General features: G+C 62.4%; 17 protein-coding genes. 12 read left to right on the forward strand and 5 right to left on the reverse strand.

Features of this window, described 5'->3' with window-relative positions; genetic code table 11:
- Positions 1–128: 128 nt before the first annotated feature.
- Positions 129–3,104 (reverse strand): Tn3 family transposase, encoded by a 2,976-nt coding sequence (locus OVA00_RS36670; RefSeq protein WP_268090833.1) that lies wholly within the window; start codon positions 3,102–3,104, stop codon positions 129–131.
- Between the two features lie 139 nt (positions 3,105–3,243).
- On the opposite strand from OVA00_RS36670, the gene OVA00_RS36675 reads away from it, so the two are divergent.
- Genes OVA00_RS36675 through OVA00_RS36685 form a run of 3 tightly spaced genes read left to right on the forward strand, consistent with a single transcriptional unit; the run spans position 3,244 to position 4,687 of the window.
- Complete coding sequence (locus OVA00_RS36675) at positions 3,244–3,837, forward strand: recombinase family protein (protein ID WP_268090834.1); 594 nt, start codon at positions 3,244–3,246, stop codon at positions 3,835–3,837.
- Positions 3,813–4,349: a TolC family protein gene (locus OVA00_RS36680; RefSeq protein WP_268090836.1), complete on the forward strand. Its 537-nt coding sequence runs from the start codon at positions 3,813–3,815 to the stop codon at positions 4,347–4,349. Before OVA00_RS36675 ends, OVA00_RS36680 begins: the two co-directional genes overlap by 25 nt.
- Positions 4,346–4,687: a TolC family protein gene (locus OVA00_RS36685; protein ID WP_268091160.1), complete on the forward strand. Its 342-nt coding sequence runs from the start codon at positions 4,346–4,348 to the stop codon at positions 4,685–4,687. The genes OVA00_RS36680 and OVA00_RS36685 overlap by 4 nt, the downstream gene beginning before the upstream one ends.
- Positions 4,688–4,768: 81 nt before the next feature.
- Here the strand turns inward: OVA00_RS36685 and OVA00_RS36690 are convergent, their stop codons facing one another.
- Positions 4,769–5,203 carry a GFA family protein gene (locus tag OVA00_RS36690; RefSeq protein WP_051659407.1) on the reverse strand — a complete coding sequence of 145 codons (435 nt, stop codon included), beginning with the start codon at positions 5,201–5,203 and terminating at the stop codon, positions 4,769–4,771.
- 253 nt (positions 5,204–5,456) lie between these two features.
- On the opposite strand from OVA00_RS36690, the gene OVA00_RS36695 reads away from it, so the two are divergent.
- A complete protein-coding gene (locus OVA00_RS36695; protein ID WP_034798136.1) occupies positions 5,457–5,819 on the forward strand; it encodes a winged helix-turn-helix transcriptional regulator in 363 nt (120 codons plus the stop codon).
- 168 nt (positions 5,820–5,987) lie between these two features.
- On the opposite strand, the gene OVA00_RS36700 is transcribed toward OVA00_RS36695, so the two are convergent.
- Positions 5,988–6,287 (reverse strand): PRC-barrel domain-containing protein, encoded by a 300-nt coding sequence (locus tag OVA00_RS36700; RefSeq protein ID WP_034798138.1) that lies wholly within the window; start codon positions 6,285–6,287, stop codon positions 5,988–5,990.
- A 116-nt stretch (positions 6,288–6,403) separates the two neighbouring features.
- A complete protein-coding gene (locus OVA00_RS36705; RefSeq protein ID WP_060530505.1) occupies positions 6,404–7,426 on the reverse strand; it encodes a LacI family DNA-binding transcriptional regulator in 1,023 nt (340 codons plus the stop codon).
- A gap of 162 nt (positions 7,427–7,588) precedes the next feature.
- On the opposite strand from OVA00_RS36705, the gene OVA00_RS36710 reads away from it, so the two are divergent.
- The 4 genes from OVA00_RS36710 (at position 7,589) to OVA00_RS36725 (ending at position 11,919) form a co-directional block, all read left to right on the forward strand.
- Entirely contained in the window at positions 7,589–9,115 is a 1,527-nt protein-coding gene (locus tag OVA00_RS36710) for a sugar ABC transporter ATP-binding protein (protein ID WP_034798142.1), read from the forward strand.
- A 70-nt stretch (positions 9,116–9,185) separates the two neighbouring features.
- On the forward strand, positions 9,186–10,196 hold the full coding sequence (locus tag OVA00_RS36715) for an ABC transporter permease (protein ID WP_034798144.1): 1,011 nt from the start codon (positions 9,186–9,188) through the stop codon (positions 10,194–10,196).
- A gap of 63 nt (positions 10,197–10,259) precedes the next feature.
- The gene (locus OVA00_RS36720) at positions 10,260–11,213 is read left to right on the forward strand and encodes a substrate-binding domain-containing protein (protein ID WP_034798145.1); all 954 of its coding nucleotides are present in this window, start codon (positions 10,260–10,262) and stop codon (positions 11,211–11,213) included.
- Positions 11,214–11,418: 205 nt separating this feature from the next.
- Positions 11,419–11,919 (forward strand): NUDIX hydrolase, encoded by a 501-nt coding sequence (locus tag OVA00_RS36725; RefSeq protein ID WP_060530503.1) that lies wholly within the window; start codon positions 11,419–11,421, stop codon positions 11,917–11,919.
- 8 nt (positions 11,920–11,927) lie between these two features.
- Here OVA00_RS36725 and OVA00_RS36730 read toward each other — a convergent pair whose 3' ends face one another.
- Positions 11,928–15,941: an AAA family ATPase gene (locus tag OVA00_RS36730; RefSeq protein WP_268090838.1), complete on the reverse strand. Its 4,014-nt coding sequence runs from the start codon at positions 15,939–15,941 to the stop codon at positions 11,928–11,930.
- Positions 15,942–16,287: 346 nt separating this feature from the next.
- Between OVA00_RS36730 and OVA00_RS36735 the strand changes: the two genes are divergently transcribed.
- The 4 genes from OVA00_RS36735 to OVA00_RS36750 all read left to right on the forward strand — a co-directional run bounded on the left by OVA00_RS36735 (position 16,288) and on the right by OVA00_RS36750 (position 25,388).
- Entirely contained in the window at positions 16,288–21,990 is a 5,703-nt protein-coding gene (locus OVA00_RS36735) for an alpha/beta fold hydrolase (RefSeq protein ID WP_268090839.1), read from the forward strand.
- Between the two features lie 299 nt (positions 21,991–22,289).
- On the forward strand, positions 22,290–23,345 hold the full coding sequence (locus tag OVA00_RS36740; RefSeq protein WP_268090841.1) for a TRAP transporter substrate-binding protein: 1,056 nt from the start codon (positions 22,290–22,292) through the stop codon (positions 23,343–23,345).
- A 91-nt stretch (positions 23,346–23,436) separates the two neighbouring features.
- Positions 23,437–23,949, forward strand: coding sequence for a TRAP transporter small permease (locus OVA00_RS36745; RefSeq protein WP_162253370.1), 513 nt, complete (start codon positions 23,437–23,439; stop codon positions 23,947–23,949).
- Positions 23,946–25,388, forward strand: a complete 1,443-nt coding sequence (locus OVA00_RS36750) for a TRAP transporter large permease (RefSeq protein WP_060581410.1) — start codon at positions 23,946–23,948, stop codon at positions 25,386–25,388. The genes OVA00_RS36745 and OVA00_RS36750 overlap by 4 nt, the downstream gene beginning before the upstream one ends.
- The last annotated feature ends 33 nt before the right edge of the window (positions 25,389–25,421 follow it).

Below are 25,421 nucleotides of genomic sequence, written 5' to 3' on the forward strand. Positions count from 1 at the left end.
GTCATCCGACAACTAATTGGATGCTACAAACGTTATAGTTGAACTTCCAGCTACAACGTGAAATTACTCTGACCCCAAGCGGCGATAGTGCTGGGGCACGGTAGAAAAGCTAGCATAAGTCGCAATCCTCAGGCGGCGCGGAGAATTTGCCCTGGAAGCCGCAAAGGCCTGAAGCCCTCTGACATCTGTTGCTCGGTGTCCCAGGAATAGATGCCGGTGAGATTGATATGCTCCCAACTGAGCGGTGAGACATGCTTCAGCAGTTCGTTGGGAATGTTACGGTCCCGTTGGCGCAGGTGGGTCGTGGCCCGGCTGAGATAGACGTTGTTCCAATGCACGATAGCACTGACGACCAGGTTGAGGCCGGAAGCTCGGAACGCTTGACTGTCAAAGGAGCGATCACGGATTTCGCCGCGCTCGTGGAAAAAGACGGCGCGCTTGAGCTTGTGAGCGGCCTCGCCCTTGTTGAGCCCGGCCTGACAACGCCGGCGCAGCGTCGGGCTGGAATACCATTCGATCATGAACAGGGTGCGCTCGATACGGCCGAGTTCGCGGAGTGCCTTGGCGAGATCGCTGGATTTCGATGAGGCCGACAACCGCTTGAGGATCGCTGATGGCGCGACGGTGTGCGTGGTGACCGAGGCGGCAAGGCGCAGGAGCTCGTCCCAGTGTTTCATGATGAGCGTGGTGTTGATCGGCGCGCCGATATGGTTCGCCAATGTCGGATAAGCATCGGCCTTCTCGAAGGTGTGGAATTTTCTGTCCTTGATATTGCGGAGGCGTGGAGCGAAGCGCTTGCCGATCAGGCAGAACAGCGCAAAGACATGATCGCTCGCCCCGCCGGTATCGGTGAACAGCTCCTCGATTTCCAGAACGGTATCGTGGTCAAACAGACCGTCGAGCACATAGACGGCCTCGCTTTCAGTCGGGCTGATCGGCAGGATGCTGTAATGGCCGTATTGATCGGAAAGGCCGCTGCAGAATTTCGCGCCAGGCTCGCTGCCATAGTGGAGATTGATGTCGCCGCGTCTGGCGGCCCGGTCGCTGGCGCGGAAGAACTGCCCATCGGATGACGCTTTCGTACCGTCACCCCAGATTTGTGAATGCGGATGGCGCGTATGGGCATCGGTCACGCAGGCTTGCGCCGCCCGGTAGGTTTCCGAGCGGGCGTGGAAGCTACGCATCCAGCCAATCTGGTGGGCGCTGATCCCCTTGGATGCTCCCGCCATTCGTTTCGGGCCGAGATTCGTGCCATCGGCAAGCACGCCGGCCAGCATGGCGGCGATGCTTTGCGGCACATCTCCCGTCCGAACATGGGTGAACTGGTCGGCAAATCCGGTCCATTCATGCACTTCCCGCAAGAGATCGGGTATCTCGACCAGAGGATACATTTCCGTGATTTCGGCATTGACGGCTTCTGCTGCAGCTGGCACATCGCTGGCAAGCGGCGTCACGATCAACGTGCCATTCTCCATCCTCACACCATCGAGCTTCCCGAAACGGGCGCGCCAGGCCAGTTGTTTGAGATTAGCATCCATCATCTGCCGAACCTCGGAAAGCCAGGCAGCGCAGTCGGCCTGGACACCGAGCCCGAGTTGATCTTGCTCCTTCAGGGCGACAAAAGCTGGCTTTGGCATAAGATGTTCGTCGAGCGGCCGGAACGAGCGGCTGCCTTCGACCCAGATATCCCCCGAACGCAGCCGGTCACGCAAATGCGTGAGCGTTGCAATCTCGTAAAGTCTCCGATCCGGCTTTCCATCCTCAAAGACCAGCTTCTTCTCGGTTGCGCCAAGATGACCGACCGGCACCCGATCCGGCAGAACACGGCGCCCTTCGACATAAAGTGCTTTCAGGGTTGCGACCGCAGCAAGCAGCGGATTGTGCCGACGGCGCGAATGGAACGTAAATGTCTGAAGGAAGGCTCCTGCAAACTTGCGGATATTCCCATGTTGCTCAGCCGCCAGAACTAGCGGCGGAGTGTCGGCGCTCTCCACCATCGCCTCAAGGCCGGGTTTGATCTGAAGCAGCCGATGCCAGCCGACTTGTCGATTGACCGTCGCAAGCGCGTCTTCATCGGCATCATTGGCGGCCTGCAGGGCGACGATCGTATCGAGGAACAACCGCAGAGCTTTGGATGTTTCAACGCGCGCGTTCATGTGCCGCTGCTTTTTCCGGTTATTCGCCTGGGAAAACAGCCGGCCCATCAACTTGATGAACATCATCACCGCATCGTCGGTGAGCTTCTGGCCAAGCTTGATGACCTGCGCCACGACCGTCGCGCGCCGACGGCTGGCGCCGAAGTCTCCGGCAAGCCAGGCAGGCGTTGCATCGCCCTCACGGATCATCTGGTCCCATCGTCCGGAGGGAATGCGGGCCTGTAAACGAGGATCGATCCCGAGCGCGCGCAGGAACGCTATACGTTCCGTCATTGCGATCAGGTTCCCCGCTCCCGGAGCATCGGGAGCGGACCGGAGCCAATGGAAGCGCGTCTGGCCTATCTCCGGTTCAACGTCCAACAGTACATCAAGGGTTTCGAGCTTTTCCGGATCGAGATCTGAGATCAGCGCACTTTCAGCACGACGGCGAGAAAGCGCCCGAGCAGCAATGCCGATCTTCTCAATAGAATGTTGGGAAGGCAGCAGCGCCTTCAGCTCTCGAAAGGCGTTTACGACCGCAGTCGCGATTGGCAGCCCTTTGTCTCCTGATGCGGCCATCTCGGTCGCGGCTAGCAGAGCCGCACGACGATCTTCACGATTCGCAACATGGAGGCCAAGATAATCCGTAAGATGCCGGCTGTGGTCAAAGCAAGTCTGAGCACGGCGAGCATAGATGGCATAGGCGCGTGGCTCGACGCCGAGTTGATCGGCAACATGTTCAACTATGGCTGACGGCAGTTGCTCGTCGTCACCCAGAAGACGACCGGTTTGTCGGATGACGCAAAGCTGAATGGCAAAGCCTAGCTTGTTGTGGGGGCGTCGGCGCAGCTCACATTCAAGGCGATCGGTAGCATCAAGCGTGTAGTGCCGGATGAGGTCGTCCTCACCGCTTGCCAGCCCGAGAAGATTTTGCGCTTCTGCTGGGCTGATCAGTTTCCTTCGACCCACACGCGTACTCCTTTTACACCTGCACACTCATGACCTAAAGTCAGGTCTCCTGTCCAAAAACGAGCGTTTCCGTACAGGGGTAAAACAGCCTGTCCACAAATTATCTTGACAGGGTTTCGAACAGGACGAAATTGACCTCATGCCACGCACCTTTGCCTATGTCCGCGTCTCCACAATCGGGCAGACCACCGAAAACCAGATTCAGGAAATCGAAGCCGCCGGCTTTCACGTCGAGCCGCGACGGATCGTCACCGAAACCGTTTCCGGCAGCACTGCCATCGCACAGCGCCGTGGCTTTTCCCGGCTCATGGACAAGCTGGAGTCCGGGGACATTCTCATCGTGACCAAGCTCGACCGCCTCGGCCGTGATGCAATCGACGTCAGCACCACCGTCAAGACGCTGGCCGAAATGGGCATAAGGGTCTATTGCCTCGCGCTCGGTGGGGCCGATCTCACCAGCTCCGCCGGTACGATGACCATGAACGTGCTCAACGCCGTCGCCCAGTTCGAAAGGGATTTGCTGATCGAACGGACGCAATCCGGCCTCAAGCGCGCCAAGTCGGAAGGCAAGGCCCTCGGCCGTCCCTCGACGCTGAGCGATAAAAAGAAGCAGGATGTGCGCGATGATCTCGCGACCGGGATGAGCGTTTCAGCGATCGCACGGAAGTTCGCGACCAGCCGACAGACCATCATGCGCGTCCGCGACGAATGTTCACGGTCCGTTCTATCTTAGCGTGTCTGCGGGAACAAATCTTGTTCCGACCCCACCAAGCAGGCGAACGGACCCGAACAAACATCGCTCAGGCCGAGGCGCGCCGCGCTGCGGCGCAGGCGGAACTGAGCCTCGCCCATGCCGAAGCCAAGCGTGCCCAAGCGACCTACAGGCAGGTCATCGGCGACGAACCGGGCAATTTAACCGGTGGAAAAGTTCCCGTGAAAATGCTGCCCGCCAACATCGATAAGGCGCTGGCGATTGCCGCCAAGCAGCATCCCGCTCTTCTGGCGAAACGGCACCTCGCCGAAGGCGCCATGTTCAATGTTGCCGTCAGCGAGGGAAAGCTCCTGCCGACCGTGAAGGGGGCGATCGGGATTGGCAGAGGTGAGCGCGTGAGCGCGATCGACGCAATGGCGTTTGACGGATCGGCGACGGAGCAAAAGGCGGGCATCGAGCTCAAGGTACCCATCTATCAGGGAGGAAAGGCGGCGGCCGAGGTACGGCGCTCGAAGGAGGCCGCCTTCGACTGAACTTCACCGTCGACGTTCAGCACGCCGAAGTTCAGTCGAAGGCGGCCTCTGCCTGGGCGCAATACCAGGGAGCGCTCGCAACCGCGTCCGCCAACCGGGCCGCCGTCAAGGCGGCAAAAATGGCCAAGGACGGCATGATGGCAGAACAAGCGATCGGCCAGCGCACGCTACTCAACGTACTGGAAGCCCAGGCCGACGTGGTGAAGGCGCAGGTGAAGCTCGCCACCGCTGAGCGGGAGACCGTCGTCGGAGGCTACCGCATCCTGTCGGCCATCGGCAGGCTCGGGGCCAAGGACCTGGGCCTCGTGGCCCGACGGGGGGATACCGAGACACGATGAGCGGACAAGCTCCCTAATGTTGCGCCGTGGCCCTCGCCGCGGTGGATTGCGACATGTTGCGTCTGAGGGGAAATCGGCCACCTATCCAAATGTCTCGATGCCTTCCGTCAGGTCGTACCAGGTATGTCGGCGCGAGGCCCAGAACACGGCGGCGGGCGGCGGGAAGTCCGGGTCGGCAAAGCAGCCCGCGGAGATCATCACCGCGTCCGTCAGCGCCTCCGCCTCCATGTAGACCAGCGTTCCGCATTTCGGGCAGAAGGTCTGGTCCACCCAGCGGCCGGCGTCGCTGCCGCGTCGCCACACCCGGCGTTCCCCTTCGATGCCGATGACGGACGCTCTGGAAAATCGGGCGCGATAGCCGAAGCCCGATCCCGTTGCGCGTTGGCATTCCAGACAGGCGCAGGCGTAGACACGGGCAGGGGGTCCGTTCACGGTAATCTTCAGGCCACCGCAGGCACAGCTTGCCGTTCGCTTTCCGGCGCACTCTAGGGTCTGCGGCCGTCCATTGTCTTTCAGGCGATCGCTTGTCGTCATGGCACGGACCTGGCCAGGGCCGCGCGTTCACGCGACAGATATCTTGCCGCAAAGGTGCCAGGCTTCAGAAATAGCCGGGCGCGCGCGGGGCCAATGCGCCCGCCGCCGGCAACACCTATATTGGTCATGAACGACAACTCCGGTTGAAAGCTGCCGTCTAATAGGAGCGGTTTTCGGAGCCTGTAAATTACGCACTTTAAAGTAAGCGGTAACTCGAAAGTAGGGAGCGGGGCGCGTGAAACGGTTGCAGCAGGACGATTGTGGCTTCGCATCGGCGCTGAACGCGATCGGCGGCAAATGGAAGACCCTGATATTGTGGGAGGTCAACATCGAACCGCGTCGCTTCGGCGAATTGCGACGTCTTCTGCCGGGGATCAGCGAAAAGGTCCTGGCACAACAACTTCGCGAAATGGAAGCCGATCGTCTGGTTCGCCGCGAGGTTTTTCCGGCCGCCGTTCAAAGGGTCGAGTATTCGGTGACGGAGTTCGGCAAGACCCTGAACGAGGCGGTCACGGTCCTGTCGACTTGGGGCAAGGAACATCAGGCAAGGCTTGCCGCGAAGGGCGAAGGATGTGGCGCCGATCCCGGCCGAAACTGAAACTGCAGTCCTTGGGTGATGGGGAATGGCTGGCATTCGCTCCAGGAGTGATGGCGCAGCGAGACGGGGTGTTCAGCCGTATGCGGCGGCCGGATATGTTTTGGCCGCCGCCGCAATCCCGATGTGAGCCTGGGTGCTAGAAGCCTCAAGGCCTTTATGTCGGACAAGCTACGAGTCGTAATGCTCGGGCATTTCCTTGAGTTGATCCTTGGTCCACGTCGTCACGGCGTGGACGTCGCCGTCTTCGTCACGCATGAAATCGAGATCGGCAAGCGGCACGGCAACGGGTTTTGCGCCGATGCCCAGAAACCCGCCGACGTCGATGACGACGGTGCTCGCTGTGCCGACGCCGTGGACGTGGTCGACCGTGCCGACCTTATCGTCGTCCGCTCCGTAAACCGTTGCCCCTTCCAAAATCGCCGGTGTCAGTTCCGTGGCTGCAAGGCGTACGTGACCAGTGTGATCCATCTTCGTTGCTCCTTTGACTTCACAGTGGGAGAACCGACTTGAGAGCAAACGGTTCCATCACCGTGTCACAGGCTGAAGCACGGGCGGTCGTCTCCAGAAGGGCTGCGAATGTCGCGTCATCGCCGTGCCGGCGGGGGGCCAACGGAGTTGCGGATGACGAGGTCAGGCCGCAGCAGGATTTCGGTTTCGGAGGGCGCGCGGTCTGAAAGCAACTCCAAAAGCAGCGCCATCGCGTGTTTGCCGATGGCGGTTCGAGGCTGGCGGATGGTCGTCAGCGAAGGCGTCATGAAACTCGCCTGCGGGACATCATCGAAGCCGGTGACGGAAAAATCGTCAGGGATGTCGTAGCCGCGGGCGCGCAGGCCAAGCGTCACGCCAAGCGCGGTCTGGTCGTTGACGCACATGAAGGCGGTCGGCAGGTCGTCACGCATGAAGAGTTGTTCGAGCGCCAGCCTGCCGCTTTCCACCGTGCCGTCGCCTTCCATGATCAGACGGCGATTGATGGCAATATCGGCCGCTGCAAGCCCCGCTTCATATCCCTGTCGCCGGCGACCATAGGCAAGGCGGGTGTTGGAATCGCCGATGAAGGCGATGCGCCGGTGCCCTTCGGAAATCAGGAGATCGACGACTTTGCGAGCGCCCTCGACGTCATCGACCCCGACATAGGGGATGCCGCCGTTAAAGACCGGCTCGAAAACGCCGACGGTCGGCGGCAGCCGCGCCGTTAGCGTCTGATGGCCGAAGGGAAGGATGCCCGTAAACAGGATCATGCCCGCCGCCTGGTTGGAATTGAAGAACTTCAAATATTCCAGGCCACGCTGGGCGTCGTTCTGCGTATGGCCGATCAGGACGCCGTAACCATGCGCGCGCGCTTCGTTTTCGAGACCCACCAGAATGCTGGAAAAGTTCGGATCACCGATATCCGGTGCGACAACGAGGATCATGTTCGACCGCCCGAGCCGCAGGCTGCGCGCCATCGCATTGGGTGTGTAGCCGGTAATCGCGATCGCCTGGTTGACCTTGAGGCGCGTCGATTTGGCTACCTTTTCCGGCATGTGAATGGCCCGCGATACGGTCGCGATCGACACTTCGGCGATCCGTGCGACGTCTTCAATGGTTGCGGGCTGGGAATTGGACACACTTGGCCTCGGGATTTGCTGCGAGGACGTTACACAGGTTCGCCCGACGGTCAAACGAAGAAGCCAAAAAAATTGTCGAGCAATCACGATGTAAACCTTTACATCGGTGAGTGTAAAGGTTTACATCATTGAAATAGCGGTGGAGGCCGCAGGGAGGGGATAATGACCACGGAGCATGTCGACGGGGCTCCCGTCGTGCTGTCGGCGCGCCGCATCAGCAAATCGTTCAGCGGCGTGCAGGTCCTGTTCAGCGTCGATTTCGAGCTTCGCCAGGGCGAAATCCATGCGCTCATGGGCGAGAACGGGGCTGGAAAATCCACGCTGGTGAAGATCCTGTCGGGCTTCGAGCAGCCGACATCGGGCGAGATCCTGCTTGACGGGAAGTCGACGAAGCTGCCGGCCAATGGCGCTGCGGAAGCGCTCGGCATCGTCATCATCCACCAGGAATTCAATCTTGCCGAACATCTGACCGTTACCGAGAGCCTGTTTCTCGGCCGCGAGGTAACCCGTTTCGGCGTGCTCGACCGCAAGTTCATGCGCGCCGAGACCCGTCGTGTGCTCGATCTCCTCGGTTCGCATGTCGATGAGAGCGCGATGATCGGATCGCTCTCGATTGCCGAAAAGCAGATGGTCGAGATCGCCAAGGCCATCAGCCGCGATGCGCGCGTCGTGTTCATGGACGAGCCGACGGCTGTGCTGTCGCGCGAGGAGACGAACTTCCTGTTCCGGCTGGTGCGCAAGCTGCGCGACAAGGGAACGAGCTTCGTCTTCGTGTCGCACAAGCTCGACGAGGTGATGGAACTGACCGACCGCGTGACGGTGCTGCGCGACGGCCAGTGGATCAAGACGTCGCCGACCTCCATTCTCGACGGCGAGGCGATCGCCCAGCTGATGGTCGGGCGCGAGCTGTCGAGCCTTTATCCCGCAAAGAACGAGCCGGATGTCGACGAAGACGTGGTTCTGCGCGTCGATGCGGTATCGACCGGCTATGTCCGCGACGCGAGCTTCGAGGTGCGCCGCGGCGAAGTCCTCGGCTTTTCCGGCATGATCGGCTCAGGCCGGACGGAGCTGATGGAGGCGATCGTCGGCTTGCGCGCGCGCACGGCCGGCGAGGTGCTGGTGCGTGGCGAGCCGGTGCCATCCGGCGACGTGCATGCGGCCAACAAGGCTGGCCTTGCCTATATGACCAAGGACCGCAAGGCCAAGGGGCTCCTGCTCAATGCCGGCATGATGGCGAACCTGACGCTGCAATCGCTCGGCCGCCACAGCCGCCTCGGCTATCTCGATCCCGGCAGCGAAGAGGCGGCCCTGGTCAAGGCGCGGCGTCGCTTCGACATTCGCGTGCGGGACGACAGGATCGTAGCCGGGCGCATGTCCGGCGGCAATCAGCAGAAGCTGCTTCTCGCCAAGGTCATGGAAACCGACCCCAGCATCATCATCATCGATGAGCCGACGCGGGGCATCGACGTCGGCACCAAGCAGCAGATCTATCACTTCATTTCGGCGCTCGCCCGGGATGGCCGCTCGATCATCGTCGTCTCCTCCGAGATGCCGGAGATCATTGGCCTTTGCAGTCGCGTCGCGGTCATGCGGGAAGGCCATATCGCCGGCATTCTCGAAGGCGACGAGATCTCCGAACAGGAGATCATGCGTTACGCCGCAGGCCTGAAGAAAAAGACGGCGGCTTGAGCCGCACCAGCGGCGCGGCCGACGGCAACAACAACAAGATTCCCGACAGATGGGGGAGGTTCGATTGGACATGAGCGTGAACCAGGAAGGCAGCCAGGAAGCCATCCGCCGCCGCAGCTGGCGTGACATTGATCTGAGGGCAGTGGCGCCATTCGTTGCGCTGGCGTTGCTTCTCTTGGTCGGCGCGCTGGTCAATCCCAATTTCATCAGCATCACCAACCTCGCCAATGTCGCCACCCGAAGCGCCTTCATTGCGATCATCGCGGTTGGCGCGACCTTCGTGATTTCGTCCGGAGATCTCGACCTCTCCGTGGGCGCCATGGTCGCGTTCATCGCCAGCCTGATGATCCTGTTCATGAACTCCGGCGTCATTGCCGATCCGGTTCTCATGCTCCTGGCGGCAATCCTCTTTGCCATCGTCGCCGGTGCGCTTTGCGGCCTCACCAACGGCCTCATCACCACCGTCGGCAAGATCGAGCCCTTCATCGCGACACTCGGCACCATGGGCATCTATCGCGGGCTGACGACCTGGCTCTCGCAGGGCGGAGCGATCACGCTCAAGGAGCCTGAGCTGCAGGAAATGTACCGGCCAGCCTATTTCGGCACGATCGCCGGCGTGCCGGTTCCGATCGTCGTCATCCTTGCGGTGACTGCTGTTGCTGCCTTTGTCCTCTACCGCACGCGCTACGGTCGCCACGTCGTTGCTGTCGGTTCCAACCGCGACGTTGCCCGCTATTCGGGCATCTCCGTCAATCGCGTGCGCACCATCGCCTTCGTCATTCAAGGGCTCTGCGTTGCGGTCGCTGTTCTCCTCTATGTGCCGCGCCTCGGCTCGACCTCGGCCACGACGGGCATTTTGTGGGAGCTGCAGGCGATCACCGCCGTCGTCGTCGGCGGCACGGCGCTGAAGGGCGGCGCAGGGCGCGTCTGGGGCACGATCTGCGGCGCGTTCATCCTCGAGTTGGTCGGCAACATCATGCTGCTCTCCAACTTCATCAGCGAATATCTGATCGGTGCCATCCAGGGCGCGATCATCATCATTGCGATGCTCGTCCAGCGTTCGCTGGTGCGGAAGTCGTGAGACGGCCGGGCCTACAGGTCTCCCGGCCTTGAACAGGCTGACCTGAAATTTGGGAGGAACTTAATGCACAAGAAGCTATTCGGCCTGACCCTTGCCGCGATGACCGCCTTTGCCGGCGTGTCTCACGCGCAAGAGGAAAAGAAAGTAACCATCGGCGTCTCGATCCCGGCGGCCGACCATGGCTGGACGGCCGGCGTGGTGTTCCATGCCGAACGGGTCGCCAAGATCCTGATGGAGCGTAATCCCGGCCTGAACGTCATCGTCAAGACCTCACCCGATCCGGCAAGCCAGGCCAACGCCGTGCAGGATCTTGAGACGCAAGGCATCGACGCGCTCGTCATCCTGCCGACCGATCCGGATCCGCTGGTCAACGCCATCAAGGAAGTGAAGGGCAAGGGCACCTTCGTCGCTCTCGTCGACCGTGCCCCGAGTGTCAACGACAACTCGGTGCGTGACCTCTACGTTGCCGGCAACAATCCGGCGCTTGGCCAGGTCGCTGGCGAGTACATCAAGGCAACGACGCCGGAAGCTGAAGTCGTCGTCATCCGCGGCCTGCCGATCCCGATCGACCAGCAGCGCCAGGACGGCTTCGACAAGGGCATCGAAGGCTCGAAGGTCAAGGTTCTCGACCGCCAGTACGGCAACTGGAACCGCGACGATGCCTTCAAGGTCATGCAGGACTACCTGACCAAGTACCCGAAGATCGATGTTGTCTGGTGCCAGGACGACGACATGGCCGTCGGCGTGCTGCAGGCGATCGAGCAGGCCAAGCGCACCGACATCCAGTATGTCGTCGCCGGCGCAGGCTCGAAGGAAATGATCAAGAAGGTCATGGACGGCGACAAGATGATCCCGGTCGACGTGCTCTATCCGCCGGCAATGGTCGGCACGGCGCTCGAAATGACCGTCGCCAACTTCTACGGCCAGGTTCCGGTGCGCGGCGTCTACACGATCGATGCAACGCTCGTGACCAAGGACAATGCGAAGGACTTCTACTTCCCGGATTCGCCGTTCTGATTAAGCTTTGATGTGATGACGGCCCGCGATTTGTGGGCCGTCATCAGGCTCGACGAGGCTGAAAATACTGCCCCGCGGCCGGCCATCTTGCCGGCCTTTCAATTGCATTAGCATGCTGTTGAATTTCACTATGAATCGTCATAAAACCGTCACATAGCCGCCTGACCTTCCCTTGGCTTCCAGTCAGTTCAACATGAGAGCGATGATGCAAACACCCGCTGTGTCACGTCTGTCATCTGACGCGATAGCCGCTTCCGACGCAGAGCCGGTCGTCGTCGACCAGGCTGGTGCGATCTGCATTCGCAAGGAAAGCGGCGGGGACCGGTTCGAGGTGCTGCTCATTTGCGGCCGCACCACCGGGCTCTGGGGCATTCCCAAGGGGCACCTGGAGTATGGTGAAGACACCCCTGGCGCTGCCGTCCGGGAAGCGTTCGAAGAGGCCGGCGTCATCGGAACGGCGTTAAACGACGAAATCGGCGGCTACACCTACAGCAAGGTCGGCAAGACCGCCGTCTATCACGTCCAGGTTCACCTGATCGCCGTTGTGTCCATGGCGCCCGACTTTCCGGAAAAGGGCGCGCGCGCGATGCGCTGGGTGCCGGCATCCCTCGCGGCGTCGCTTGTCGGGCAGCCTGGCCTTAAAACGCTTCTCACCGAACGGCTGGGCGGGCTTGGAAACGATAGTCTCGCGAGTTGCGCCGATTAGTCACGTCCCTAAAGCCGGTCCCGCCTGCGACGCAGCTCGGCGGCGATCATGGCCTCGTCGCGCCGAAGACTGAGGTGTTGCGCGGCCGCCATGCCATCCTTCCACACCGACATTGCGCCGGCCTCCTTGCCCTCCAGCCAGAGCGATACGCCCGACCACAGCGCGAGTTGAGGCACGCCGATCGGAAAGGCTCGGGCATAACGTTTGAGTTCGCGTAGCGCTTGGGCCTCCCAGCGCGGCCATTCGTCGTAAGCGTGTGCGAGGCCGGCCTCGCGGCCCCGCAGGAAAACCTCGGCGGCGCCGGAGATGCCGACCAAAGTGCTGTGGGACGAAGGCCGGCGCATCAATTTGACCAGTTGCAAGGTTTCGGCGGCCGCCTGGACACTCTCCGCATGCCGCCCCGTGCGCGCGAGCGCCAGCGCCAGCGCACCCTTCGCCGAGATCTGCGCGGCCAGATCGACCGACCCGAGCATCGCAGAGCCGATCAGCCGGAGAATGTCGACGGCCTCGCGCGGCTGATCCGTGTGAAGCACGCACAACGCCTTGCACCGCAACGCCCAGATTTCCTGCTGGATATTGCCGGCATTCTGCGCGCGCGAGAGCAGGGCGGTCGCCGTTGGTTCGAGCGCGGCCTGCTCGCCACGGTAGTAGAGCGACCAGAAGCGCATGCCCTGGGCATTGCACCACCGCAATTGGTCGCCGGCTCGAAGGCAGAACTGCTGGCCCTGTTCCAGCCTTGCGTCCACCCCCGCCCATTCTCCGCGTCCGAGCTGCCAGAGCGCGTCGAGATTGCAGACATGCGCATGGATCGCGGTGTCTGAAAGCTCGGTCGCGATCCGCTCCGCCCTTTCCATGAAATAGCGGCACCCGGAGCGCCAGCCCATCATCCCGAAGCCGCAGCCGAGCTGCGAGGCGGCGACGGCCATTTCGATCGTCCGTCCGGTCCGTTCGGCGCGCGCCACCGCGCCAACGAGATTGCACATTCCACGGGTGAAGCGCAGCTCGAAGTAGTCAACCAGCGCTGCCTGGTTCAGGCACCGCGCCATTTCCCTCTCCCAGGACAGCCGGTCCTCGCGGCGGGCAAGCTTCGCTGTTTCCGGCAGCATCTGCTGCGCCGCAAGCCGCAAGCTGCGCGCGGCAAGCCGTACCAGCGTCGCAGACGAAGAGACGGGAACCGGTTGGCCGGCCGCTTTCAGCGCATTCCTGACGGCAATGCCCTGCGCGTGAATGTCGCCGCGACTGTAGTGCGCTTCGGCAAGTTTGCGCCGCCAGCGAACCGCCTGCAGTCGCTGTTCGGGCGTCCAGTCCTGCGGCTTCGGCTCGTGCGCCATGCAAATGCCGAGAAAGAACTCGACCTCGCGGAAGGCGCCGACCTGCAAAGCCCTCGCGGCCGCCAGGTCCGCGTATTTCACGACCTTCTCCTTGTTGTCCGCCGCCTCGAAATGCTGAACGAGAACCGCCAGATCTCCACCCATTGCTTCAATGCGGCTGCGCTCCAGCCAGTGGGCGAGCGATGCGTGGAGGCGGCTGCGCAGGTCGCCCGGCATCGATCCGTAGACCACATCGCGCGTCTGGTCGTGACGGAATTCATAGCTTCCGGCTTGGCCGAGCCGGCGCACCAGATGGGCATCGACCAGCCTTTCGACGGCGGAGCCGAGCCCTTCCGCATTCAGCTCTTCTTTCAGCAATGCCTCCAGCTCGGCAAAGGTGAACGAGCGTCCGATGACGGCCGCCGCTTTGATCACGTCCTGCGATGTCGAGTCGAGGCGATCCACTCGCTCTCGGATGACGCGCTCGACTCCCTCGAAATACTGGAGGTCCTCAAGGGGGCGGATCGAGCGCCAGAGGCCATCGCGCACGGCGATCAAGCCTTCGCTCTTCAGCGTCAGCGCGATCTCCTCGGCAAAGAACGGATTGCCTCCGGCAAGGGCGGCGACCCTGCGCGCGAGTTCCTGTTGTGGCGGAACCTCGCCAAGGGTGCGCGAAACGAGTTCGCAAACAGTGCCGTCGTCGAGCTCTTCGAGTTCGAGGATGCGGTAGCGCCGGGCCGGCTCCTCTGTCTCGGTCCCGGCTTCGCCTGCCGCCTCGACCCGTCGTCGCAATTGCTTCAGATCCTCGGGCACCTCTTCGGAGCGCACGCAGAGCACGAGCAACAGCGAAGGCACAGAACCGAGCACCCATTCGACCAGCCGCCAGGAGGCGGAATCCAGCCACTGGCTGTCTTCGAGTACGAGGGCGAACGGCCGTGGCGCCAAGACGCCGAGGATATCGCCGAGGAGGCGCATGGTCGCATCGGCGCGGTGGGCGCCTTCCAGGTGGCGCGTTCCCTCGTTCTGCTCGATCTCGATCGCCAGCAGGTCGTTAAGAAGGGGCAGGCGGTCTGCGATCCACGGCGCCGTGCGGATGCGTGCGGTAATGCTTTCGAGCAGGACGAGGCCATCGCTTTCGGCGGGCAATCCCAAAAGCGTTTCAAGAACGCGTCGCCAGGCCAGAAGCGAGCTTCGCCGGTCGTCCCGTTCGGCGAGCGTCACGGCAATCGCCACTCCCGCGGCGTGAAGATTGTCGGTAAAGGTGGCAGCCAGCCTGCTCTTGCCGATGCCGGGTTCGCCCAGGATGACGACAAGACGGCTCGAACCGCCGCGCGTCTCCTCGAAAGCATGCTGCAGGAAAGCGAGTTCCCGCTCTCGGCCAATCAGCGTTGCCGCAGACAGGGCCCGCGACTTCGGCTCAAGAGGACGAAAGACGGGCGCCACGTCGCCAAGTCCCGCCAGCTGGACGGTTCCGCGTTGCTCGAAATCGAAGGACGCCCGGCTTGCCCTTTCGGTCGGCGCATCGCACAGCACATCATTGGAGACGGTCGTAACGAGGCGCGCGGCGCGATTGACCGGCGTGCCGAGAACCATCAGCTGTCGGCGGCGCGTGCTGCCGACGACTCGAAACAGGGCCTCGCCCGTCGCCACGCCGACCGAGACGGCAAGCCCCATCTCCGTGATATGGCGACCGATGGCGCGGGCGGCATCCACGGCGCGGGCCGGGTCGTCGCGGTGAAACGTCCCGCGTGTCCCGAAAGCGCAGAGATAAACGAGCCCCTTGTCGTCGAAGAGGAGTTCGCCCGGAGGGCCGCCGTAGCGGTGCGAAATCGCCTGAAGCGTTGCGCAGAGGTTCTGGTGTCGGACGAGCGCTTGGGCATCTTGGTGTTGCAGACCGATTATCCGGACGAAAATGACGGACACTGGTCTGATCTCCGCAAGCGTGTCCAGCCGTGCATCGCGATGGACATTGCCTTCGGCTAAGGCGTTGGGGGATGCGGGCTCGATGCCCATCATCGTCGGCGAGGGGCCAAGCAACTCTTGAAGCTGCATCGGCAGGAATGCGACGAGCCATTCGTGCGCGATGTGCGGATGCGCTGAAGCGGCGACGGGCGCGCGCGCATTTGCCTCGCCATCGGTCAGGGCATTTGCCGCCTCTGGTGACAGAACGACTTCCCAGCGATGAGCAAGTGTCTGCGCACTTGCGGCCTGAACGACGGCATCGCCCCCAGCCACAAGGTTCCAGACCGGCTGGCCGCCGATGGCGGCCGCCCAGAGCTGCCCGGCGCCGATGCCGATATGTAGGGTAGGTCCGATTTCGCCTGCACCCGGACTTCGCTGCTCGCGGCTCTCCTTGCAGATCGCTTCGGCGCACTCGGCCGCACTCTTGACCGCGCGCGCCAGACCCGTTTCGTCGGCGGGCCAATAGGCCAGAAGCGAGTCACCCGCAAAGAGGAGGACTTCGCCGCCCCGGTCGCAGACATGGTCGGCGCAACGCGCGTAGGAAATACTGAGCAGCTTCGGGATCTGCACCAGCCCTTCCTTGCCGCGCCGCGCCAGTTGCTCGACGAGGGCCGTATAGCGCGAGACGTCGACAAAGATCACGGCGGCCGGAAACTCTACCGCCGACGGCCGCTCTCCGTGAGAGCCGTGAAGCCGGCCAAGCAAGTTCAGCGGCAAAAACCCTTCGAGCGATTTTGCGATCGTCTCCATGTTTCCTTCGCGCGGTGATTGATCACGAAATGCGCGAAACAGGGGCCATCTTCGCGCAGAAGTGCATTTATCCCTCGCCGATTTGCTGACTCTCGCATATTATTTAGCAATCGCTAAGAGGGCTAGCCGACTTCGATCGATCGGCTTTGGCAGAAACCGCGCAGGTTTCGGATTTTTGCATTCTTCCCGGATGTCGATGCCCCCTGTTGGGGATCACCGAAAGACATGAGCCATCGCGGCTCGCACACCGAGTTCAGGCGTCAGACGCATCTTATGGAGAGCGTTATGTCCGATTGGAGCTACGGATACCCGCACCGTGCCCGAGACCGACGTCCCGGAGGCGACCATGGCCAGCATTGACTTCGACAACACCTCGCACACCGCGTGGATTTCCCAGGGTTTCGAAAGGCTGGTCGACCGGGTTCGGAAGACGCCGGCGGCGCTCCACTTTGATGTTCTGGTCGTCGGCAGTGGCTATGGCGGCGCAATCGCTGCCGCCACCATGGCCGGCCGCACGAAGGGAGGCGCTCCGATCAAGGTCGGGGTGCTCGAGCGGGGCAAGGAGTATCTGCCGGGCGCGTTTCCAACAGGTCTTGGCGAACTGCCTCGCCATATCCGCCGCGATCGCAACAAGGAAGGGCTGGTCGACGTGCGGATCGGCCCGGAGGTCGTCACGGTGGTCGCAAACGGCGTCGGCGGCGGTTCGCTGATCAATGCCGGCGTCATGGAAGTTCCCGACGAGAGCGTGTTTCACACGCGCTGGCCCGACGACCTCAAGGACCTGACGACCTGGCGGCAGTATTATGATCGTGCGGGCGAGCTTCTGGGCGGCACCGCAAATGGCGTCCCGAACAGCATCTCGAAACATCCCGACGGCATTCCCCAGAAACACAAGTCCTTCCGCAGCATCGCGTCGACGGGTTTTCGCGAGGCAGCGATTACGGTCGCGATGACCGACACGGTGAGCTCGGGAAATGTCAGGCTCAATAAATGCGTGCGCTGCGGCGACTGCGCGACGGGCTGCAATTTCGGCGCAAAGAACTCGCTCGACGTCAACCTGCTCGTGACGGCGCTGCGCAACGAGGCAGAGATCTTCAGCGGCGCGACCGTGCTCAGCGTCAAGCCGGACGGCGGCAACTGGATCGTCGATTGCGTCTACACCGACGCGGCCCTGCGCGCACGCGACGGCGACGTGCTGCAGGTGCGCGCAGGCAAGGTCGTGCTGGCGGCGGGCACGCTCGGCTCGTTCGAAATCCTGAAGCGCTCACAGGCCAAAGGCCTCAGCCTCTCCGTGCATTTCGGCAACCATTGCTCGACCAATGGCGACATGCTGGTGACCGATTATGCCACGTCAAATCCGGTCAATACCGTCTCGGACGAGGCCGTGCAGCCCTCCAAGCGTGCGATCGGACCCACCATCACCGGCGTGCTCGATCTTCGAAAAACGGCAGGTGTTCTGATCGAGGAACTCTCCGTTCCAGCTGGCCTGCGCCTCGCCTTCACCGAGATCTTTGCAACGCTCAACACGCTTCACGGGCTCGACCGGTTCGACTGGTCGACGCATACGCGGGGCTTCCCGGACGATGACGCCTATGTGGCGCCGACCGCCAGGATCGAACATTCCGCCGTCTATGCCGTCATGGCCGATGACGGCGCCGCCGGTCGTATGGAACTGGATGAAACGGCTTCCGACAGCGATGGCGGCGCGGCGCGGATGCGCTGGGACGATCTGCCGTCCCTGCCGATCTTCGACACCGAGGTTGAGGCGCTGGCGCGGCTGGCGAAGAATACGGGCGGGCGCGTCATCGCCAATCCCGTCTGGAAGCTCCTGCCGGCCAGCCTGAACTGGCTGCTGCAAAACAAGCGCGGTCCGCTCACGACCGTGCATCCGCTCGGTGGCTGCGTGATGGGCAACACCGGCGCGACGGGCGTCGTCGATCATTTGGGGCGTGTTTTCAAATCGGAGCTTCCGAACGACTTCCATAATGGCCTCGTGGTCCTCGACGGCTCGATTATCCCGACGGCGCTTGGCACCAATCCGGCGCTCACCATAGCGGCAGTGGCCCTGCGCGCCTCGGAGACACTCGCGGCCGCCTGGAATTATGTCGCCCCAGCCCCTGCTGCGCCCGGCCTAGCTTTGGCCCGCCCGGTGTTTCGTGAAACCGATGCCGCTGCATCTGCCCCTGATACCGATGCCGAGATCATCGAGCGCCTTGCCGGCCGGGTCAGGTTTTCAGCGCCCGGTACGACCTCTGAAACGCGAGTTGTCGAGCTCACACTGCGTTTCGAGCCGAAGGCGCTGGCCGATTTGGCGCCAAGCAATGGTGGCGATGGAACCCTTGAGGTCGCGACCGACGCCTCCGTGCCGTTGGCCCGTAGCATGATCCGAATTTTTCCGGCGGATCAGTGGGACAATCTCCATCAGACATGGGCGCCCGCCGGCCTGAAGGAGCAGAAGCTCCAGGCGATCGCCGTCTTTACGGCGCCCCTGACCGGCAGCCTGCGGGTCCTCGAGCGCCAGTCGACGTGGGTCGGCGGCAGGATCTGGCGTGCCGGCAAGGCATGGGTGCTCAACCGAGGCCTGCGCGACAGCTATCAGGCGATCGTCGACGGCGACGGTGGGCCCGGCTTCTTTGAGCGCGTCCGCTCAGGTCTTGCCATCGCCAGCCGGTCCGGCGAGATCCGCGCCTTCGTCTATGATCTGAAGGTCGGCGCGCCGGACCCGATCACCGGTGGCATCTCGCTTGCGGGCGATCGTATCGTCGGCACCAAGCGCTTCACCTATGATCGGCGTTCCAATCCCTGGCGTCAGCTCATGGAAGTCGCGCTGGAGCAATTTCCGGGGTTGGAGGCAGCGTCCGGCGGGCGCGTGCTGACGCTCGACCTCGACTATCTCGCCCGCATCGGCGTGCCGCTCGTGCGCATCACGGAACAGCGCGACGGCGTCGCCGCGATCGGAGCGCTCCTGACTTTCCTCGGGTATTTTCTCCGGCTGCTTTTGGGAATGCATATCTGGAGTTTCCGCGCACCCGATAAAGACAAGGACCCGGCAAACGACGCGGTGGATTTCCGCCCGCCGGCGCAGTTGAAGATCAAGGGCGGCGGCACGGTCGCGGCGCAACGACAGACGCTCGTCGTCGGAACGAGCAAGCCTCAACTCGGCGGCCCGCCGGTTGTCGGGAAAGTACTGCTAACCCGCTATCCCTATCCGGGCACGACGAAGCGGCCGCTGGTGATGATCCACGGATACAGCGCCGGCGGGACGACCTTTGCCCACCACGCCGTCAATCCCAACTTCGCCAGCCATTTCTGGAAGACGGGGCGTGATGTCTGGATCGCCGACCTCAGAACCAGCCCGGCGCACCCGACCGCAAGTGCGGCCTGGAGCTTCGACGAAATCGGCAAGGAAGACGTGCCCTTGGTGTTGCGGACGATCGCCACACAGACCGGTGTGCCGAAACTCGACGTCATCGCCCATTGCATGGGCACGATTGTTTTCAGCATCGCCACACTGGAGGGTAAGATCCAGGACCTCGTCGACCGGGTGGCCTTCACGCAGGTCGGTCCGCTGGTGGTCTTTACGCCTGCCAACATCTTCCGCGCCTATGCGGTGCGTTACCTTCTCGGCTTCCTGCCCGACAGCTACAGCTTCAATCCGGATAAGCCGACGCTCGCCGATGACCTTTGGGACCGCGTGCTTTCGACGCTTCCTTACCCGGTCGAGGAGTTCGACGTGGAAAATCCGATCTGGCCATGGAAGCGGACGCCGTGGACAAGAACCCGGCACCGGATGGACGCGCTCTACGGACGCGACTTCAACGTCGCCAACATGGAGCCTGAAATGCTGCGCTTCATCAACGAGCATTTCGGCGCGCTCAGCCTCAATACGGTCTCCACGACGGTGCATTTCGTGCGTAATGCCATGCTCACCGACTTCCGGGGGCAAAACCGACTGGTGTCACGAGAAGTCCTGCAGGATAAGTGGAAGTTCCCCACCTTCAGCGTCCATGGATCGGGCAACGGTCTCACGGATCCTGCCACCGTCGACCGCATGCGCCGCGTCTTCGACGATGCAGGTCGTGTCTACCTGGAACCCTATCTCAACCCTGGCGCCGGTCACCAGGACGCCCTTATCGGGACGACCCGGCATGCGACCTTGCAGAAGATCGAAGCTTTCCTCGACCAGAACATCCAACGCCAGCCTGTGGCCGCAGACACCGAGATGACGGCCTACCCGCCCTGGATCGGGCCGATCATTACCGAGGAGAACGGCGAGCTGACCATTCGCCTTGGCACGCTGCCGTCGATCCGCCAGACCGAGGGCGTGATCATGCTGCGCGTGCTGGTAAACGGCGACGACATCCAGCGCCCGGATGGCCAGCCCTGGGATCTGCCTTACATCGTCAACCACATGATGGTCTACTGGTCCCCGGCGTTGCGCGACAACCACTGGGATGCGTTCAAGGCGCCGCTCCCGACATCAATGCCGGGGTATGATCCGAACTTCCCGGGAAACGCGTTGCTCGTCTTGCTTGCCTACGCGGAAGACAAGCTTCTGCCGCCGTTCATTGAGGAGACATACTACGCGCTCGCCAAGAATGGCGTCGTCTATCGGGCGCTGCTTCGCGAGTCGAACGAGAACCCGGAGAGGGTGCTGGAGGTACTTCCCTATCAGCGTTTCGAGCGGATCTCGCAGGCCGCCTCGCGGATGATGGATGCGCCGCAGCCCGACATCAATCCGGGCAAGGCTGTGAAATTTTCGCCGAACCGCCTCGTCTACAAGGACACGACCCCGACGACCAACCTGACGGTCGGCGCCGCTCCGCAGACGGCGACGCCTGCAAGTTCCTCGATGAACCTCAACTTCCTTATGGGAGCGTCGGTTCTGGAAAATCTGGTCGAGCAGGACCGGGCAATGATGGACGGCGTTATCCCCTACGATTCCCCGCTCGCTCCTCCTGTTCAGCCTTCGCCCGCCGGCACCAGCTTCATCCTGGCTTCGTGCCAGTACCCGGCCGGGTTCATCGACAGGAAGGTTGCCTATCGCTCCTATGCCGAGGTCGCTGACAGAATAGGGGCGGGGGTGGGTATCCAGCCGAAGTTCGCGCTCCTCGTCGGCGATCAGGTCTATGTGGATCCGACCGCAGGGCTCTACGATCCGGCCGCGAGCGATGACAGGTATCGCCTCCCTTACGAAGCTTGGTTGCAGGAACGCAGCGTGCGCGAGGTCCTGCGCCGCATACCGTCGTTCATGCTGCTCGACGACCATGAGATCGACGACAACTGGGAGCCGCTTGCCTCTCCGAACGATATCGATACGAATGCCAAGCTGAAGAAGGAGGGTTTCGCGGCCTTCGAGAAATACCAGCGTGGAGTGGATCCCAAGCTGAAGACGTTCGACTACGAGGGCTTCCATTTCTTCCTGCTCGACACGCGCAGCGAAAGGACGCACCGCAAGATCGGCGCCGGGCTTGCCAATGCGACCCTGTTCAAGACGGGCGTCGGCGAGACGATGAGCGACCTGGAGACGTGGCTTTTAAAAAATGGCCCGAAGTTCATAGCGTCGCCATCGATGTTTCTCCCGCGTCATCGCCGGGCGATCCAGCGCGATGCCAGCCTCAGCCCGGACAACCTGAGTGCGCTGCGTTCCGATGGCTGGGATGGCTATCCGAACAGTCTGCGTGATGTTCTCGGCGCCATCGCCGCCGGAAAGATCAAGCATGTCGTGCTCCTCTCCGGTGATGAACACCGGGGCTGCATTGCAACGGCGCTTCTGACGGAAATGGACGGCACGCCGATCACGACCGTGCATTCGATCCACACCGCGGCAATGTATGCGCCTTATCCTTTTGCAAACGGGATCGACCAGGATATCGTCGAGCAGGAGACGTTCGAGTTCGACTACAAGGCCAAGCGCTATCACTGCATCGTCGACGCGACCCGGCCGGCTCCCGGCGACGGTGCGACTTTTCTCCACGTCCGGCAGGATGGCGCCGATTGGAAGCTCGACTGCGAATATGCGGGGACTGTGCAGACGCTCACGCTCTGATCCCATTTCCTGGCGCGTTACTGGTTCAAATCCTTACGGGAAGGCTCGAGCGGGCCCGTTCACGAGGACGTGTCCGGGTGATCCGCCATGCCGTTTTGTCGCCCGATGCCGTCGCTTGACAGTCGGTTCAAAATAAACTTAACATGTTAATGGATTGAAGCTTTCCGATGAGGAGCAAAGGGAAGTTTCAAGCGACCGGGGAGATCTGCCCGCCGGATAACCTTCATGGGCCGTGAAGGATCAGGTGCGTGCATGCGATGTTCGCCGCGCGTGAATGTGGGGTCGACAGGGAGGAACCTATGAAACTGAGCAGACGGAATTTGATGAAGACCGGCGGCGCTCTGCTTGCAGCGCCCTTCGTTCTGAAAATCGGTGCGGCGCGCGCCCAGGAAACAGTCACGCTAAAGCTGCACCATTTCCTGCCGCCGGCATCCAACGTTCATCAGCGGCTGTTGACGCCATGGGCGAAATTGCTGGCAGAACAAAGCGGCGGTGCGCTGAAGGTCGACATCTTCCCGGCCATGCAACTCGGCGGAAAGCCGCCGCAGCTCTACGATCAGGCGTCGAACGGCGTCGTCGATATCGTCTGGACCTTACCCGGCAACACGCCCGGACGTTTCCCGTCCACGGAAGTGTTCGAACTGCCATTCGTCGCCGCCAAGGAGGCGACCGTCAACGCGCAAGCCTGCCAGGAATATGGCCAGACGCACGTACTGGAGGAAACTGGCGATACCCAGCTCTTGTGCTTCTGGGCGCATGATCAGGGCCTGATCCACACCAATAAGGAAGTGAAGACCGGAGCGGACCTCGCCGGGCTGAAGCTTCGCAATCCGACGCGCCTTGCCGGTGAGGCGCTGGCGGCACTGGGGGCGACGCCGGTCGGCATGCCCATTCCGCAGGTGCCCGAAGCACTGGCCCAGCGGTCGATCGGCGGCTGCGTGCTCCCGTGGGAAGTGGTTCCCTCGATCAAGGTGAACGAGCTCACCAAGTTCCATACCGAAATCCCGGGCTCGCCGACGCTCTATACCGCAACCTTCTTCCTGGCGATGAACAAGGGCAAGTACGACGGGTTGCCGGCCGACCTCAAGGACGTGCTGGACGCCAACAGCGGCATGGCCTTCGCCAAGAAGGCGGGCGAGATGTGGGACAGCGTCGGTGCCGAAGTGCGCGCGGCAATCGAGACATCCGGAGAAGGAACAATCAGCACGATCAGCGAGGACGAAAAGGCGAAGTGGGTGGAGGCAACCAGACCCGTCCACGACAAGTGGATCGAGGACATGAAGGCCAAGGACCTCGACGGCAAGGCGCTGATCGCCACGGCGCAGGCGCTTGTGCAGAAATATTCGGGCGCCTGAGCGTACTGCCGGCCGTACTCGCCTGAACGTGGCGCCTGAACGTGGCGCCTGAACGCGCCGCTGCATGAACCAACAGCACGAGGCCTCAACAATGGAAGACGTAGGATACGAGGACGCGGTGAGGGTGCCGCGCCGCAGGGAAGTCGAACGCCTCGCGGCCGGTTTGGCACTGATCGGCGGCACGCTTCTTTGCCTTGCGGCGGGATTGGTCACCGTCAGCGTGCTGGGCCGATGGCTGTTCAATCGGCCGGTGCCGGCCGACTACGAGCTAGTGGAAGTGGCGGTCGGCGTCGCCGCCTTCTCCTTTCTCGCATACACACAGGCCCGCAACGGCCATATTGCCGTCGATACCTTCACGTTGGCTCTCCCCGCACGCGTCACGCGGGTCATCGACGGCCTTTGGGACCTGCTTTTGGCCGGCTGCCTGGCGTTTTTTGCCTGGGGTCTGTTTACTGGTGGCCTGGAGGCGAGGGGATACGGGACGACGCTGATCCAGCTGCCCTGGCCGATCTGGCCAGTCTATCTGACCTGTGCGGCGCTGGCGGCGCTCGCAGCCGTCATCGGAGTTTCCGTTTCCCTCTTGAAAATCGGAGGCGGCCGATGAGCGGTTTTGCCATTGCCTTCGTCGGATTCGCAGCCATGCTGCTCTTGATCGCCATCCGGATGCCGATCGCCCTTGCCATGCTTGCGGTGGGCGCTGCCGGTTATGCCTATCTCTCTGGCCCGCATGCGCTGGTCTACTATCTGCAGACCAACACCTACAGCCAGTTTGCCAGCTACACGCTTTCGGTCATACCGCTCTTCATCCTGATGGGCGCGCTTGCCGAGCAATCGGGCATCGCCGCAACGCTCTTTCGCGTCGCCGAGCGAGGCTTCGGACGGTTCAAGGGCGGAATGCCAATGGCGGTCATCGCCGCCTGCACCGGATTCGGCGCGATCTGCGGCTCGTCGGTCGCAACCACGGCGACCTTCGGGCGTGCGGCCCTGCCGGAACTGCGCCGGGCGCGCGTCGATGTCGGTCTTGGCACCGGGACGATTGCCGCTGGTGGCACGCTCGGCATCCTCATTCCCCCATCCGTCATCCTGGTGATCTATGCGATCACCGCCGAGCAGAACATCGCCAAGCTGTTTCAGGCCGCCCTGGTGCCGGGGCTGCTGGCGGCCGCCTTCTATCTGATCGCGATCGCCGTCGTCGTCCGGCGCAAACCCGATCTCGCGCCGCCGGTCACAGCGACCGAGGCGGTTCGAACCCCCCGTCCTTTCTGGGCGAGGCCCGTAGGGCTGATCATCTTTGCCGGTGGCGCGATCGGCTGGCTGCTCGGCTCGCTCGGGACGGTAGGGGGCGTATTGCTGGCGATATTCGGCCTGCTGCTGCTGGCTGCGGACTTTGCGATCGTGCCCGCGGCGGCGGTTGCCGTCACGGTGGTCGGCGGCATCTATGGCGAAGTGTTCACACCGACGGAAGGTGCCGCGGTGGGTGCCGCCGTAACGCTGCTGGTGGGGCTGCTGCAACGGACCCTGAGCCTTGGCGCCCTGAAAAACGCGCTGCTGCAGACGGCTGAAACGAGCGGGATGATCTTCCTGATCCTGCTCGGCGCCGAGGTCTTTGGCGCGTTTCTGGCGCTAACGCAGATGCCGGCGACGCTGGCTTCAATGGTCGGACAGTCGGGCCTGCCGCCCTATGTCGTCATCTGCGGCATGCTCGTCACCTATTTGGTGCTCGGCGCCGTCATGGATGAACTGGCGATGATCCTGCTGACGTTGCCGGTCTTCATTCCGATCATCCTGACGCTGGACTTGGGCATGCCGACCGAGGACGTTGCCATCTGGTTCGGCATTCTCGTGCTCATCGTCGTCGGCATCGGTCTTTCCGCCCCGCCGATCGGCCTCAACGTCTTCATCATCAACAAGCTGGCGACCGACGTTCCGATCGTTGAGACCTATCGTGGCGTCATGCCCTTCGTCATTGCCGACCTCATCCGATTGGCGATCATCACGCTGTCGCCCGGCGTCGCTTTGGCACTGGTCCGGCTGTTGAATTGAGAGGAAGCAGACAGGAGCACACCCTCCGCCTTG

The organism is Ensifer sp. SL37 (genome assembly GCF_026672675.1).
Taxonomy (GTDB): Bacteria; Pseudomonadota; Alphaproteobacteria; order Rhizobiales; family Rhizobiaceae; genus Ensifer; species Ensifer adhaerens.